This window comes from Paenibacillus sp. FSL M7-1046 (genome assembly GCF_038007405.1).
Taxonomy (GTDB): Bacteria; Bacillota; Bacilli; order Paenibacillales; family Paenibacillaceae; genus Paenibacillus_AQ.
This window is the reverse complement of the sequence record NZ_JBBOXB010000001.1, coordinates 5412692-5428304: the sequence shown is the minus strand read 5'-3', so window position 1 is coordinate 5428304 and position 15613 is coordinate 5412692. Positions and strand designations below refer to the sequence as shown.

The following is a 15613-nucleotide window of genomic DNA, read 5'->3' as shown; positions in this document are numbered from 1 at the left end:
ATGTTCTCTGTTCGCATTTCCCTTAAGGATTCCGGGGGTAGTTGTCATCTATCGTAAAACACGACGGCTCCCGGAGCGAATGCCGGGTCCAAATATTTGTCCAGCGGGCAATGAAGCAGCCTTACAATCCGTGCTTGTCCTCCCTCCAGCGGTTCAACCTGCATCAGCATTCCCTGAATGCTGACCTCCCGCAAGGGCTGTGAAAAATGGATCGCCCCTTCAAAAACTTGTTCCATCGGAAGTACCGTATAGAAGGTCATTGTGTCAGCCCCCCCGGCAGCAATACATCCGTGCTTTGGGGATTATCCTTGGCAATCAGACCATTCAGGTGCGCCAGCGCCGCGCCGATGCCTCCAACCTCATCCATCAGACCATATTTGACGGCATCATAGCCGCCTACAGCTGTGCCGATATCACGGTTAAGCTCCCCTGTCTTAAACATTAAATCTTTAAATTGCTGTTCTGAAATATGTGAATGGGAAGTGACGAATCTGACCATCCTCTCCTGCATGCGCTCCATGTATTCAAAGGTCTGGGGCACACCGATAACAAGCCCGTTCATGCGGATTGGATGAATCGTCATAGTCGCGCTCTCCGCAATAATGGAATAGCTGGAAGACACGGCAATCGGAACTCCGATGCTGTGGCCCCCGCCAATGACTACGGTCACTGTAGGTTTCGACAAGGACGCGATCATTTCTGCAATCGCCAGCCCTGCCTCCACATCACCGCCGACCGTATTCAGAATAATCAGCAGCCCTTTTATATTTTTGTTCTGTTCGGCAGCCACCAGTTGCGGAATAATATGTTCATATTTAGTCGTTTTGTTGTGCGGAGGCAGTACGAAATGCCCCTCAATCTGCCCGATAATCGTTATACAGAAAATATCGGGTTCTCCTGTTGGAACTACCGTCTGCCCCAGCTCCTTCAGAACCCCCACAGTACCCGGTGGGATGGGTTCACTCGTTACGGGCTTTATTTCTCCCGGAAGGATCTCTTCATTCTTGCCAGTATCTGTACCTGCTGTAAAGTCCATTGTGCGCAGTTCACCCTTTCCGCTTACAGCCCTAATCTGCTGCAGCCGTACTATCTTTCAATAGTATGACATTCCAGGGGACTCCCTTATGCAATGAACTTCTATAAAAAATCAGCCTGCTCCTCCTATCTTAATAGTTATCCGCAACGGCTCCCAGCACAGCACCGCGGATATAGGGCTGCCCTTTCAGGTTCTTCAGACCGGCTGCGGAGCCAGTGACCACGACACCCAGAATACGGACATCTCCGGCTTCAGGTTCATTTTTGTCTTTTTTTAAGTATTGTTGGATCCGCTTGTATTCACTGTGGTAATTGTCCTTTAGTTTAAGCCCGTTCTTAATGTGCTCGAGAAAATCATGCGGTGACGCCTCATCCCGGTTAGGCCCGATCCCAAAACCATATACACCAGAGGAAGATGCCATGGGCTCTGGGTCTATCATCCCGCCATTCCCGTCTTCATGGGGTTCCAAATTGAACCATGAGGTTTCATCATACGTATCGACCCAATACCATACAGATCTCGTTCCTTCAGGCAGCATCTTCTTCACTTCATCAAAGGAATAAGGCTTATCGAAAGATAAAGCCATCTCCATCAGTTCGTCAGGCTCCTTCTTCGTAAGCAAAGGAAGGTCGTTCAGGATTTTACCATACTTTACTTGCGGAATATAATAAGCCATCTCCCTCTGTCCGTTGTAAGGATTGTACTGCCTGTTGTATTTATAGCTCTCCACTTTCATCTGCGGGTCAGTCCCACTAAGATGGGTTGTACCCCCATATGCTCCAGTAGCGAACGGAAACCACCACTCATTGTAATTGAACCATTTTTCATTCCACGGAACAGGTACACCTTCAATGATTTTGTACGTATTCACTTCCATGACACCCGACAGAAATCCACGGTTGTCTCTAAATCCGGACGGGAATTCATTGGGGCTGCTGATCATCATATACATCCATTCGCTGTAGCGGGCCTCAGTCGATCTCCGCTCCACCAGCTGCGCAGCACCGAAGAAAATAGCGGTCAGCGTAAGAATACTAACAATCAGCGAAATGACAATGCTGCGGAACAGGCTTTTGCGTTTGGCTTTTTTCAGTGTATGTACCAGATTCTGATCCTCTTGTTCTTCCCATGGAGCAGTCATTCAGCCTCACCTCCGTAAATTTGTTGAAACTGCTGTCTGGCGCGGTATAGTGAAGCCTTTACCGTCCCTTCCGTTATGCCTAGAAGCGCCGCGATTTGTTTATAGGAGAATTCCATCTCATATTTCAGCAATATCAGCTGGCGGTTCGCCGGATTCAGCTTTCCAAGAACCTTTTCGATAAGCACTTTTTGCTCCTGCTGAAGCAACATTGATTCGGGCAGCTCATTTGCAGGTGCCTCAAGATCGATTTCCTCGGAATACTGGAACCGCGTTTGCCTTCGGCATAAATCATAGTAGCTGTTAATTGCCACCTTGTAGAGCCACGCGCTGATCTTATGTTCGTCAATCCCGTCAAGATACAGCAGTGCCTTGTACACAGTGTCCTGCACGATATCCTCCGCATCGGCGGTGCCAGCGCCCAAGCGGATTAAATACTTGCGGATTTCTGCCATTTTGGATTGAAGCTGCTGCTCCTTCAGTTTCGGGCCCATCTTGCACCTCCTTGGCTATATAACGATTGAAGGGCCTAAATGTTGTCCCTGCCATAAAATTATTTCGGCACATTGGCATCGGAGCCGGACCTGCCATTCAAATTTTGCATAGACACTGGGGATAATACTGCACAACACAAAGACCCCTCCTCCCCAAGAAACCGTCCAATATTTCCGGGGAGAAGGGGCCTTTGGCCCTGCATATTTATATTATAAGAAGCTAGTTGCTTCTTACACTTCCATAATGATCGGGAGGATCATCGGTCTGCGGCGTGTTTGCTCATAGAGGAAACGGCCGAGTGAATCTTTGACGCTTGTTTTGAGCGAAGCCCATTCATTGACCTTCTCGCTCATCAGGCGCTGCAGCGTACTGGAGACAATCCGGTTCGCTTCATCCAGAAGTCCTTCGGACTCGCGCACGTAGACAAAGCCGCGGGAGATAATATCCGGTCCGGATACGATTGCTCCGTTCTGCTTGCTCAGTGTCACAACGACAACAAGGATACCATCCTGGGACAGCAGCTTGCGGTCGCGCAGTACAATATTGCCAACATCGCCAACGCCAAGACCGTCAATCAGCACGTTGCCTGCAGTAACCTTGCCGGCTTTGCGGGCTGATCCGCCCTGAATTTCAACAATTTCGCCGATTTCGGTAATGAAAATGTTGCTTGGTTCCACTCCGACAGATTCTGCCAGAAGCGCATGTTTGCGCTGCATCCGGAATTCACCATGGATAGGAATAAAGTATTTAGGCTTCATCAGGTTGAGCATCAGCTTCAGCTCTTCCTGGCTGCCGTGACCGGAGACGTGAACGCCGGAATTGGAACCGCTGTAAATCACGTTAGCACCAAGACGGAACAATTCATCAATCGTACGGCCTACATATTTCTCGTTACCCGGTACCGGCGTTGCCGCAATGATAACGGTGTCGCCCGGCAGAATATCCACTTTGCGGTGGCTGGAGCGCGCCATGCGTGTAAGAGCTGACATCGGTTCGCCCTGGCTGCCTGTGCACAACACAACTACACGGTTGCCGGCCATTCTATTCATTTCCTCTGGTTCAATCAGCATGCCGTCCGGCACATGCAGATAACCCAGCTCAGAAGCGATGGATACCACATTCACCATACTGCGGCCAATAACCGTAATCTTGCGGCCAGTGGATTCAGCGGCGTTAACCACCTGCTGAATACGGTGCACGTTGGAGGCAAAGGTTGCCACAACAACACGCTGTTCAGCCTTGCGGAAGATATCTTCCAGTACGATGCCGACATTCTTCTCCGAAGGCGTGAAGCCTGGCTTCTCTGCGTTCGTGCTGTCAGACATAAGCGCAAGTACGCCTTTCTGGCCGATTTCAGCCATACGGTGGAGATTGGCAAATTGACCATTGACTGGGGTGTGGTCAAATTTGAAGTCACCTGTATGGACAACATTGCCTTCCGGTGTTTCGATACATACTCCGACGGAGTCAGGAATACTGTGATTGGTTCTGAAGAAGGTTGCTTTCAATGAAGTTCCCAGTTCGATTTCCGAATCTTCGTTAATTAGAATGCGTTTCGTTTCTCCGAGCAGATTAGCTTCCTTAAGCTTGTTCTCCACAAGTCCAAGGGTAAGTCTTGTTCCATAAACTGGAACATTCAGGTTCTTTAGCACATAAGACAATCCGCCGATGTGATCCTCGTGTCCGTGGGTAAGCACAATACCTCTTACCTTGTCACGGTTTTCTGTCAGGTACGAAATGTCAGGTATTACAATATCAATACCGAGCATATCTTCCTCCGGGAACTTTAGACCGGCATCCACGACTACAATGTCGTTTCCGTATTGAACGACATACATGTTTTTCCCGATTTCTCCGACTCCGCCCAATGCGAATATCAGCAATTTATCGTTGTTGTTTTTTTTGGACAAATGAATCTAACCCTCCTATGATGTTGGACGTCATACTTTTTATTTGTAAACAATGAGCTTCATTATTTCAGCGGCGCTGAACACATTCTTCAAATTGCCGATAGTTTCCACGATGAACAAGAAATTCCGTAAGTCTGCATAATTACGCAAAGCGAAAAACCCCCGAATTCGGGCAGTGAGCACCTTCTTGAAGCGGACAAACACCGTCAAACTTCACCGCCGCGCCCCTCGCGCGTAAATCTGGCAGCAATTGCACAGACTTATACAAGGACCTATCCTGTCACACAATGTAAAATTACATTGACGGAAGATTACCGCATATTTAATTTTTGCCGCACCCAGTCACTTAAGAACATTATACATGATTTTTTTGGCAAAAGACAAGTCATCGGCTTCGTAAGCCTATTCTTTCCTTAAAGAACCTGCATTATTTGAGGAAAAGACAAGCAGAAACTTTGTTGCAATCCTTAACATTTGCGCTTATTTCACAACATTTCGACTGTTTGAGAATTAACCGCCAGCTTACAGTTTTAATACAAACACAAGAAGCTGTCTTCCCCACTCGGGAAGACAGCTTCTTGCTGCAATGCTTATTCAAGAGATTTGACCTTCTAATTCAGCAGCGCTTTAATGAACTCGGCCTCATCTTCGCTCGGTCCCACCAGTGGTAGACGCACGGATCCGACAGGAATACCCCGCAGTTCCAGTGCATACTTAACAGCCGAAGGATTCGGCAGCGGCTGCGGGCATTCAAACAACCCTTTGAACACAGGGAACAGTTGGCGGTGAAGCTCGCCGGCCCGGTGCACATTGCCGGAGATAAAGGCTTCGATCATTTCCGACATCTCAACTCCCACCACATGGCTGGCTACGCTAATAATGCCGTGACCGCCGACGGCAAGTGTTGCCAGTCCCGCAGAATCATCCCCTGAGTATACGTGGAAATCATCTGCACAAGCCGAAGCGATCAGAGTAATCTGATCGACTGAGGCACATTCCTTGGTCGCCACAATATTGGGGATTTCAGCAAGTCTTAATGTCGTCGCCACACTCATGCTTACGCTGGTACGGCTTGGAACATTGTAAAGAATACAGGGCAAGGTTGTTTCCGCAGCGATCGCCGAGAAGTGCCGGTACAGCCCCTCCTGGTTTGGCTTATTGTAATAAGGAACGACGAGAAGAACACCATCTACTCCGATTTTCTCCGCTTCCTTCGTAAGATGTATGGAATTCTTCGTGCTGTTACTGCCCGTTCCGGCAATGATTTTACAGCGTCCGTCCGCTTTCTCCAGAACGTAGGAAAAAAGCCGGAGCTTCTCCTCCTCGCTAAGTGTGGGCGATTCTCCGGTGGTACCACAGACTACCAGCGCTTCGGATTTCTGCTCCTCAATCAAATAGTCAACAAGGCGTGAAGTTGCTTCCCAGTTGATTTCTCCATCCCCGTCAAAAGGGGTTACCATCGCGGTTATTAATCTTCCGAAATCCACTTTGAATTCCTCCTTGTCAGCGGTGCAATTCAAACTTGGCATGCAGTGCACGCAGCGACTGCACCATATCTTCCTTCTTCACCAGTACCCAGATTGTTGTATTGGAATCGGCAGACTGTAAAATCTGAATGTTCTGCGAGGTTAACGCCTCAACAATGCGCGCCATAATCCCCGGCACGCCGTTAATGCCTCCGCCGATTACCGAGACCTTGGCACAGCCGGACAAACTCTTGGGACGAAGTCCCAACTCTTGCAGCGCAGCGATAGCCTGCTCCGATTTGTCATCGTTCACAGTGTACAGAGCTTCCGAAGGCGTTACATTGATAAAGTCCACACTGATTTCATTGTCGGCCATACTTTTGAAGATTTGCAGCTGTACACCGGTACCGTTGCCGTCCGGACACTCCACAGAGATCTGTGTAATGTTGCTGACATAAGCAATCCCCGTAACATAACGGTCCACTACCCCGTGTGAAACATCGCTGAATCCTTCAGGATGGGTGACAAGCGTACCTTCGGCTTCCGAGAACGTTGAGCGCACCCGTACAGGAATCTGGGCCTGCATGGCAATTTCCACCGCACGGGGATGTATAACTTTAGCCCCTTGATAGGCCATGTTGCAGATTTCTGTATAGCTGACATAGGTCAGTTGCTTCGCATCCTCGACAATCCGCGGATCGGCTGTAAGAATCCCGTCCACATCGGTGTAAATATCGACCATATCCGCACGGAGTGCTGCACCAAGCGCTGTTGCCGAGGTATCGCTTCCCCCGCGTCCAAGGGTCGTAAAATCACCGGCTTCGGTCTGACCCTGAAACCCGGTTACTATAACTACTTTATGCTCTCGCAATTCCCGTAGAATGCGTTCGGTCTGCACATCGAGAATTCTTGCGTTGCCGTAGTTGTTGTCGGTAAGGAAGCCAGCCTGTGCGCCTGTAAGCACCGTAGAGCGGATGCCCTCCTGCTCCAGCAGACCACACAGTGTAGTGGCGGAGATTATTTCTCCGCAGCACATCAAGAGATCTTTCTCCCGGTCCGGCAGGGAATTCCCGTTCTGCACTGCCCAGTCAAGCAGCGTGTCGGTTGCGTAAGGCTCCCCTTTGCGTCCCATAGCGGAGACGACAATAACCAGATCAAAGCCGCTGGCCATCTCCCGTTTGACGTGGCGGATGACATGCTCCCTCGCTGCCGGTGTGGACAATGAGGTTCCGCCGAACTTTTGCACCAAAATACCCATTTATAATTCCTCCATTACTTCTCTAAGCAAGCATGCGTTATATGCACTGAAGAACTGTTTCTATCCAAGGAACGGCTCATGTGCGCAAGATCTTTACTTTGAAATGCTGAATATTGGTCAAACCTTCCTCTTAGCAGATTGAAGCGGATTGAAAGTAATAATATAACCTACTCATTTATAAGCCAATTCATTTATTGTCCGCTGTGCGCAATGTCTCGTCAGATATCGACTGCACCAACGCATTAGCCATAATCATCCCTGCGCTTTTTGGGGCAACTATTCCAGGCAGACCTGGCGCCAGCAACGCCTTGAGTCCATGCTTCTCCGCATAGCGGAAATCGCATCCGCCCGGAGCGGAGGCCAGATCGATAATTACACAGTGCTTCTGAAGACGTGAAAGTACCTGCGCGGTTATAATCATGCCCGGGACGGTATTAAAGATGAGATCAGCCTCCGGCACATGCAGCAGCAGTTCTCCGGTCATAAATGGCTTCCAGCCCATCTCTTCCGCACGTGCGTAATGCTCTTGCCTCCTGACGCCTATTTTCACACTGGCACCGAGTCCCTGCAATACCTTTGCCATTGTAAATCCGGTTCTGCCCATGCCTAGCACCATCGAAGAGGAGCCGTGAATTGTAAAATCGGTATTCTGGATAGCCATAACCAGTGCACCCTCTGCTGTTGGGATGGAGTTGTAAATCGCCACATCGTCCCGGTTCAGCAGTTCCACGAGCTTAATCGAATGTCTGGCGCACAGGTTGCGCAAATAACTTTTGGCTACACCGGCATACACTGTGCAGTCCGGCGGCAGCGCCGCGATATGTTCGTCAAGCAGCTGTAGGCGATCCGAGGAAAATACGGCGTTAATATTTCCTTCCTCGTCACATCCCACCGTAGGCAGAACCAGCACATCCGCGCTGCTGAGCAGTCCGGCCGAAAGCTGAATCATGTTCACTTCAGGACTTGGAGTTTCCCACTTATCAAACCCGGCGGCGCTTACCGTCGCATCCATCTCTACGCATTTACGAATGACCTCCAGCTGTCTTGCGTCCCCGCCCAGGAACACGATCCTGATGCCAGTAAACATAAGGATGACGCTCCTTTCTAATTGCACGGGACCTGCCCAAATCAAGTAATGACAATAGACGCGGCCAGGTCCAACCTTTGGAATGCTAAAAAAGAGCTGAACCGCCCTCAGAATGAGGGCGGCAAAAGTGAAGCCTATGTTCGAGCATGATTACTGTATCGAAACATGCTAATTATGCTGAATGAAACCGTTCGATAATCATCGGCTGCAGCTGATTGCCCTGCAAAGCTGCGTAGCAGGCCTCGGGTATGAGATCCATACGCGCTACAAGCGAGTTGGGCTTGCCTACAGGATTATCCTGGCCGAACGGCACAAAATAAATATGTTTGGCTACCAAAAGCTTTGCAATATTCGCCGCATTCAGGCCAAGGCCGTCATTCGTGGAGATGGCCAGCACTAGCGGCCGACCGTTACGCATCTGGGACTTTGCTGCCATCAGTACGGGGCTGTCTGTCATGGCGTTGGCCAATTTGCTCGTCGTATTCCCCGTGCAAGGGGCGATCGTCAGAACGTCCAGCAGCTTGGAAGGACCCAGCGGTTCCGCTTCAACAATTGTAGAAATGATATCATTCCCTGTTATATCTTTCAACTGTTTTAACCAATTTTCCGATGTGCCGAAGCGGGTATCCGTGTTCAGCACCGATGCGGAAACAATCGGCACCACATTTGCACCGTCGTCCATAAAGCGCTGAATCTGCGGCATCACTTCGGCAAACGTGCAATGTGAACCGGTAATTGCATAACCTACTGTTTTACCATGCCAATCCATTTATTCGTCCCCCCTGATTGAAGTCTCGTCAGATATCGACTGTACCAGCGCACTACCCATAATAATTCCGGCGCTCTTGGGGGCAACGATCCCGGGCAATCCCGGAGCCAGCATCGCTTTAATCCCGCGCTTCTCCGCATAGCGGAAATCACATCCGCCCGGTGCGGAGGCCAAATCAATAATTACGCAGTGCCTCTGAAGCCGGGATAGTACCTGCGCGGTAATAATCATGCTTGGGATGGTATTGAAGATAAGATCAACATCCGGCACATGAAGCAGCAGCTCACCTGTCATAAAAGGTTTCCAGCCCATCTCTTCCGCCCGCGCATAATGCTCCTGTCTTCTTACCCCCACCTTTACGCTGGAGCCGAGCCCTTGAAGCGCCCGAGCCATCGTAAACCCGGTTCTTCCCATCCCGAGTACCATCGACGTGGAACCATGAATAGTAAAATCGGTATTCTGAATGGCCATAACCAGCGCGCCTTCTGCTGTAGGGATGGAGTTGTATATCGCCACATCGTCCCGGTTCAGCAGTTCCACCAGCTTTAGTGAATGTCTGGCGCACAGACTGCGCAAATAGCTTTTGGCCATACCGGTATACACCGTGGATCGGGACGGCATCGCAGCGATGTGCTCATCCAGCAGCTGCAGACGGTGAGAGGAGAACAGCGCATTGATATTCCCTTCATCATCACAACCAACGGTTGGCAGTACCAGCACATCCGCATTGCCTAAGAGCTCTGCCGACAGCTCTTCCAGGTTCACCCCCGGGCTAGGGGATTCCCACTTATCGAATCCGGCAGCACTTACCGTCGCATCCATTTCCACACATTTCCGAATCACTTCAATCTGTCTCGCGTCCCCGCCCAGGAACACGATCCTGATGCCAGTAAGCATAGGGATGACGCTCCTTTCCACATACACTATCGACTATAAAGCATCTTATGCCGGGGGGCGCCCATGGGTGAAGAGCAGAGAAGAAATACAGGAGAAACTGATACATGGCTTGACTCAATTTAAGGTCAATGCAACAAAAAAAGCCTGCGGAGAAGGCCTTTACAGGCTACATCCGCAAGCTCCAGGTATGAGTAAAACAATAATTCCGTCTGCTATTTGCCAGTATGGCCAAAGCCTCCGGCGCCGCGTTGTGTCTCGGACAGCTCGTCCACTTCCACCATGGTCACAGACGGCACGGCCTGGAACACCATTTGGGCAATCCGCTCATTGCGTGCGATGGCAAACGGCTCCTGACCCAGGTTAATCAATAAAACTTTAATTTCACCGCGGTAATCGGCATCAATCGTCCCCGGGGTATTCAGGCAGGTAATGCCGTGCTTTAGAGCAAGGCCGCTGCGCGGACGGATCTGCGCCTCCAGCCCGTCCGGCATCGCCAGTGAGATTCCCGTAGGGATCAGGGCGCGCTCGCCCGGAGCAAGCACAACCTCACCGTCCACAGACGCATACAGGTCATAGCCGGAAGCCTGTTCCGACATTTTGCGGGGCAGCAGCACATCCTCGTTGCCGGGCAGTTTGTTAATTTGAACGTAATAAGACAAGATCATCTCTCCTAACATTGGCAATAGCTTTATCAGAGGAGCCGACCATCGCTAATGCGAGGGGCTCAGCAAACATGTGGTCCAGTAATCGATTGATATCATCCATGGTGACGAGTCCGATTTTGGTGATCATATCGTCAAGAGTATCATGCCGTCCAAGCATCAGCTCATTTTTGCCAATCCGGTTCATCCGGCTGCTGGTGCTCTCCAAGCTGAGGATCAGGCTGCCCTTGAGCTGCTCTTTACCTTTTCTCAGCTCATCTTCGCTCAGACCGTTAACGGCAAGATCATGCATCATTTCCTTAATCAGTTCCGTCACCTCTTTGGTCTGTTTCGGCGCAGTGCCGGCATAGACGGTGAACAGGCCGCTGTCTGCCTGGGAGCTGTGATAGGAGTAGACGGAATAGGCTAACCCGCGTTTTTCGCGAATCTCTTGGAACATTCTGGAGCTCATCCCGCCGCCGATGGCATTATTCAGCAGCACCATGGCATATTGAAGCGGTCCGCCGCTTTCTACGCCCGGGAGGGAGAGGCAAATATGGTTTTGCTCCGTCTTTTTGCGGTGAAACAGCAATTCGCCATGGAAATCAGGAGCTGTCAAAGGCGCAGATTCACCATGGTTATCGAAAGATCCGAAATGGGCCTCCAGCAGTTCAACCAGTCCGTCATTGATATTGCCTGCTACGCTGATTACCGTATTCTCAATGGTATACTGCTGTTTCATATACGCGTGGAGATCATCGGCCGTCATGTCTGCCAGCCGTTCCTTCAAGCCCAGAATGGAATAAGCCAGCGGATGCTCGCCGTACGCCGCAGCACACATCAGATCATGAACCAGATCATCTGGCGTATCCTCGCACATGGCGATTTCCTCCAGGATGACATTTTTCTCCTTGGCCAGCTCTTCGGCATCAATCCGCGAGCGGAAGAACATATCGGACAGCACATCCACGGCGATCGGCAGATGCTCATCCAATACTTTTGCATAATAACATGTATATTCCTTCGAGGTAAATGCGTTGACGTTGCCGCCAATCGCATCAAACTGCTCGGCAATATCTTTGGCACTGAAGCGGTCTGTGCCTTTAAAAAGCATATGCTCGATAAAATGGGAAATCCCGTTATTCAGCGGGTTCTCATTGCGGGAGCCATTCTTGACCCAGATTCCAAAGGAAACGGAGCGTCCGGTAGGGATTTTCTCCGTAACCACCCGCAGGCCGTTCGATAATACTATTTTTTCCACTTCTACGTCCTCCTGGCATAGCCCTGTATCTATCTTTGTATTTGTTACGCGCGACTCTTATCCTACCAGAAATTAACCACTCACTCAACTTCTGAAGGGGCCAGCCGCTCCGCTGACAGTGTTTCACTGACCGTACCCAGCTGAAGACCTTTAGCTTTAATCCCCCGGATCATGCCTCTCAGCGCTTTGGAAGAGGAAGCCGTCGGATGCATCAATATCAATGTACCCGGCTCGGACTGGCTGCTGATTTTGGCGACAACGGATTCTGGAGAAGGGTTGCGCCAATCGACGGTATCCAATGTCCACAGCACTGTTTTCAGCCCCAATGAGGCGGCGATATCCACTGTTTCCTGATCAAAATCACCGGACGGAGGCGCAAACCAGGTATTGGTTACTCCAAGACTTTCTTTCAGCAGACTCTTCGTTTTCTCAATCTCGGCGGTCGCCCGGGCCCGGCTTAAAGTGCTCATATTGGGATGGGTATACGCGTGATTCTCCATCTCATGCCCTCGCTTCAGCATTTCGGCCGCAAGCTCCCGGTTATGACTAAGCCAGCTTCCATCCAGAAAAAAGGTCACCTTTACCTTTTCCTCATCCAAAATGTTAAGCATCGGTATAATGAATTGATCGCCCCATGCTACATTGATCATCAGCGAGACCATCGGCTTGGCGGGATTGCCCCGGTAAATCGGGTGAGCACCCAGATCATTCAGTGACACCTTCGGCGGGATTTGCCGGTACACCCATTTCAGACCCTCTCCCGGCCCCTGCAGCAGTGTATTGCGGTACGTAGCCTCTACATCAACCTGAAGGCCATTATAACCCGGAATTGCCTTCCACACCCGGTCCACAGCAGCATCCACCGGTGCAGCATTCAGCTTGGCCGCTTTGCTCTCAATCAAAGAACGCAGCTCCTGGTCACGCTCTTTCGGAATATTACTCCACACAGCCAGTCCATCCTGCGGCTTAAGCTCGGCCAGCATTTCCTTCACCGGTCCGTATGTACTGCCAAGACCGATTACCACAGCAATACAGGCAAGCACAAGCGCTGCTTTTTCCGTCTTCATGACGCCTTTCCTCCCCGGCAGAAACGTCTCACGCTCGTCCCGCACAGGGTGCAAGGACGCTTTGTCCCAGCCTATGTAGGTTTGGAGAAGAATATGCATACAGCTCGCACTTGAAGCAAATTAAAATAACCCCACAAAGTGGGGCCCGGGCTGCAAAGATAATCCAAAACATCGTTATATCAAGTGGAAACGGCTTCGCCGTCCTTAAAAGGAAGGTATCCGTTTCAGCGAGAAATATAAGGATAATTTATAGCATGAAGCCTATAAATTCCTATATTTTTAAAAAAGAGCCAGAATGCATACGCTTCTGTCTCTTCTCAATTATACAATTGACGCTTTTGCCAAAAGGGTGAGTCCGGCTTACGCCTTTGCTCCGCTTTCCGAAGTCAATACCGCTTTGCGCGATAGATTCACACGGCCCTGCTGGTCAATTTCGGTAACTTTTACAGTGATGGTGTCGCCGATGGCAACTACATCTTCCACCTTGGCTACGCGCTCAGTGGAGAGCTGGGAAATATGCACCAACCCGTCTTTACCCGGAATCAGTTCAACAAATGCGCCGAACTTCTCGATGCGTCTAACGGTACCCACATAAATTTCGCCGACCTGCACTTCACGCACAATGCCTTCGATAATGCCGCGGGCTTTCTGAATCATTTCTTCGTCCGAAGATCCGATAAAGACACGGCCATCCTGTTCGATGTCGATCTTCACGCCGGTTTCTTCAATGATTTTATTGATAATCTTACCACCTGCACCGATAACATCACGGATCTTATCCGGATTGATGTTGATGATAATGATCTTAGGAGCGTATTTGGACAAGCTTGGTCTAGGCTCGGAGATAGCTTCCATCATTTTGCCCAAGATGAACATACGTCCTTCTTTAGCCTGCTGCAAAGCATCCTGCAGGATTTTACGGTCGATGCCGTCGATTTTGATATCCATCTGGATCGCCGTTACACCTTCAGCCGTACCTGCTACCTTGAAGTCCATATCGCCAAGATGATCTTCCATTCCTTGAATGTCCGTCAAGATCGAGACATGCTCTCCATCTTTAATCAGACCCATCGCTACTCCCGCTACAGGGGCTTTGATCGGCACACCCGCATCCATCATTGCCAAAATGCTGGCGCAGATACTTGCCTGGGAAGTAGATCCGTTGGATTCAATCGCTTCAGATACCAAACGGATAGTGTACGGGAATTCGGTTTCACTAGGAATGACTTTGGACAACGCGCGTTCTCCAAGGGCTCCGTGGCCGATCTCGCGACGTCCCGGTGCTCTAAGCGGACGTGCCTCCCCTACGCTGAACGGAGGGAAATTGTAGTGATGCATAAACCGTTTAGTTTCTGCCGGATCAATACCGTCAAGAATCTGTACATCACCCAGTGCACCCAGTGTACATACGCTAAGAATTTGTGTCTGTCCACGAGTGAACAGTCCGGATCCGTGCGTACGCGGAAGCAGAGAAGTATCGCATTCAATCGGACGGATTTCATCCAGCTTGCGGCCATCCGGGCGAACCTTATCATGTGTAATCAAACGTCTGACTTCATCCTTCACGATATCATGCAGGACTTCCTTCACATCTTTAAGAAGTTCAGGTGTCTCTATGTATTTCTCTACGAAATACTCCACCGTTTCATTGTTGACCAAGTCGATGGCATCCTGACGGGCATGCTTCTCAGCAATTTTCACGGCATCTACCAGACGGCTTTCCGCATAAGCGCGAACCTCTGTGTTGACATCAGCGTTAACCGCATGCAGCTTCACAGCCATCTTCTCTTTGCCGGCAACTGCTACCAGCTGCTCAATTGTTGCTACGATCTTGCGGACTTCATCATGACCGAACATGATGGCTTCCAGCATTACATCTTCCGGCACTTCATTGGCTTCCGCTTCCACCATCATGATGGCGTCTTTAGTTCCCGCTACCACCACGTAGATGTCACTTGCCGCCTGCTGTACAACGTCAGGATTAATGATGAATTGACCGTCAATGCGGCCGACAGCCACACCGCCGATAGGACCATTGAAAGGAACATCGGAAATACTGAGTGCTGCGGAAGTACCGATCATAGCAGCAATATCCGGCGCACAATCCTGATCCACGCTCATAACCATATTCAATACTTGCACGTCATTGCGGAATCCTTCCGGAAACAGCGGACGAATCGGACGGTCAGTCAGACGACTGGACAAAATAGCCTTCTCACTCGGTCTGCCTTCGCGTTTAATAAATCCGCCCGGGATTTTACCCACTGCGTATAATCTTTCTTCATAGTTAACCGTAAGCGGGAAAAAATCCAGATCTTTAGGTTCGCTTGACGCTGTAACCGTACACAATACAGCAGTATCTCCGTAACGAACCATTACGGCTGCGTTCGCTTGTTTGGCCAGACGGCCTGTTTCCAGCACAAGGCGTCTTCCGCCAAGCTGCATTTCTACACGTTGTTCCATAAAATCCCTCCTTGAATGGTAGTAGACCCGCTGTACATTATCGCAGGTTCAATGATTGTCATTGGTGAAACGGATGTCTTGATCACTTTGGGTCAAGGGCCGGTTCTCTATGTTTTATACAAGCA

General features: G+C 50.1%; 14 protein-coding genes. All 14 read right to left on the bottom strand.

What is annotated here, in order from left to right; translation table 11 throughout:
• Window positions 1-44: 44 nt before the first annotated feature.
• Window positions 45-260 carry a YlzJ-like family protein gene (locus tag NYE29_RS24175; RefSeq protein WP_038593366.1) on the bottom strand — a complete coding sequence of 72 codons (216 nt, stop codon included), beginning with the start codon at window positions 258-260 and terminating at the stop codon, window positions 45-47.
• Window positions 257-1036 (bottom strand): ClpP family protease, encoded by a 780-nt coding sequence (locus NYE29_RS24170; protein WP_340897829.1) that lies wholly within the window; start codon window positions 1034-1036, stop codon window positions 257-259. Before NYE29_RS24170 ends, NYE29_RS24175 begins: the two co-directional genes overlap by 4 nt.
• 130 nt (window positions 1037-1166) lie before the next feature.
• Entirely contained in the window at window positions 1167-2177 is a 1011-nt protein-coding gene (locus NYE29_RS24165) for an anti sigma factor C-terminal domain-containing protein (RefSeq protein ID WP_340897828.1), read from the bottom strand.
• Window positions 2174-2668, bottom strand: a complete 495-nt coding sequence (locus tag NYE29_RS24160; protein WP_038593373.1) for an RNA polymerase sigma factor — start codon at window positions 2666-2668, stop codon at window positions 2174-2176. Before NYE29_RS24160 ends, NYE29_RS24165 begins: the two co-directional genes overlap by 4 nt.
• A gap of 231 nt (window positions 2669-2899) precedes the next feature.
• On the bottom strand, window positions 2900-4579 hold the full coding sequence (locus NYE29_RS24155; RefSeq protein ID WP_038593375.1) for a ribonuclease J: 1680 nt from the start codon (window positions 4577-4579) through the stop codon (window positions 2900-2902).
• 611 nt (window positions 4580-5190) lie between these two features.
• On the bottom strand, window positions 5191-6066 hold the full coding sequence (dapA, locus tag NYE29_RS24150) for a 4-hydroxy-tetrahydrodipicolinate synthase (RefSeq protein WP_076110074.1): 876 nt from the start codon (window positions 6064-6066) through the stop codon (window positions 5191-5193).
• Between the two features lie 16 nt (window positions 6067-6082).
• Complete coding sequence (dapG, locus tag NYE29_RS24145) at window positions 6083-7303, bottom strand: aspartate kinase (RefSeq protein ID WP_038593379.1); 1221 nt, start codon at window positions 7301-7303, stop codon at window positions 6083-6085.
• Window positions 7304-7490: 187 nt separating this feature from the next.
• Complete coding sequence (gene dpsA, locus NYE29_RS24140; protein ID WP_076110075.1) at window positions 7491-8390, bottom strand: dipicolinate synthase subunit DpsA; 900 nt, start codon at window positions 8388-8390, stop codon at window positions 7491-7493.
• Between the two features lie 172 nt (window positions 8391-8562).
• Entirely contained in the window at window positions 8563-9159 is a 597-nt protein-coding gene (locus NYE29_RS24135) for a dipicolinate synthase subunit B (protein WP_038593383.1), read from the bottom strand.
• Window positions 9160-10056, bottom strand: coding sequence for a dipicolinate synthase subunit DpsA (dpsA, locus tag NYE29_RS24130; protein ID WP_038593387.1), 897 nt, complete (start codon window positions 10054-10056; stop codon window positions 9160-9162).
• 212 nt (window positions 10057-10268) lie between these two features.
• Window positions 10269-10715, bottom strand: coding sequence for a dUTP diphosphatase (dut, locus tag NYE29_RS24125; RefSeq protein ID WP_179091716.1), 447 nt, complete (start codon window positions 10713-10715; stop codon window positions 10269-10271).
• Entirely contained in the window at window positions 10693-11958 is a 1266-nt protein-coding gene (locus NYE29_RS24120) for a M16 family metallopeptidase (protein ID WP_076110077.1), read from the bottom strand. The genes dut and NYE29_RS24120 overlap by 23 nt, the downstream gene beginning before the upstream one ends.
• Window positions 11959-12038: 80 nt before the next feature.
• Window positions 12039-13025, bottom strand: coding sequence for a polysaccharide deacetylase family protein (locus NYE29_RS24115; RefSeq protein ID WP_340897827.1), 987 nt, complete (start codon window positions 13023-13025; stop codon window positions 12039-12041).
• Window positions 13026-13385: 360 nt separating this feature from the next.
• Complete coding sequence (pnp, locus tag NYE29_RS24110) at window positions 13386-15488, bottom strand: polyribonucleotide nucleotidyltransferase (protein ID WP_340897826.1); 2103 nt, start codon at window positions 15486-15488, stop codon at window positions 13386-13388.
• Window positions 15489-15613 lie beyond the last annotated feature (125 nt).

What these genes read in the sequence shown, in the direction of transcription:
- NYE29_RS24160 (WP_038593373.1), bottom strand. Translation starts at nt 2,668, where the DNA reads ATGGGCCCGAAACTGAAGGAGCAGCAGCTTCAATCCAAAATGGCAGAA.
- NYE29_RS24170 (WP_340897829.1), bottom strand. Translation starts at nt 1,036, where the DNA reads ATGGACTTTACAGCAGGTACAGATACTGGCAAGAATGAAGAGATCCTT.
- dpsA (WP_038593387.1), bottom strand. Translation starts at nt 10,056, where the DNA reads ATGCTTACTGGCATCAGGATCGTGTTCCTGGGCGGGGACGCGAGACAG.
- NYE29_RS24165 (WP_340897828.1), bottom strand. Translation starts at nt 2,177, where the DNA reads ATGACTGCTCCATGGGAAGAACAAGAGGATCAGAATCTGGTACATACA.
- dpsA (WP_076110075.1), bottom strand. Translation starts at nt 8,390, where the DNA reads ATGTTTACTGGCATCAGGATCGTGTTCCTGGGCGGGGACGCAAGACAG.
- dapG (WP_038593379.1), bottom strand. Translation starts at nt 7,303, where the DNA reads ATGGGTATTTTGGTGCAAAAGTTCGGCGGAACCTCATTGTCCACACCG.
- pnp (WP_340897826.1), bottom strand. Translation starts at nt 15,488, where the DNA reads ATGGAACAACGTGTAGAAATGCAGCTTGGCGGAAGACGCCTTGTGCTG.
- NYE29_RS24175 (WP_038593366.1), bottom strand. Translation starts at nt 260, where the DNA reads ATGACCTTCTATACGGTACTTCCGATGGAACAAGTTTTTGAAGGGGCG.
- NYE29_RS24115 (WP_340897827.1), bottom strand. Translation starts at nt 13,025, where the DNA reads ATGAAGACGGAAAAAGCAGCGCTTGTGCTTGCCTGTATTGCTGTGGTA.
- NYE29_RS24135 (WP_038593383.1), bottom strand. Translation starts at nt 9,159, where the DNA reads ATGGATTGGCATGGTAAAACAGTAGGTTATGCAATTACCGGTTCACAT.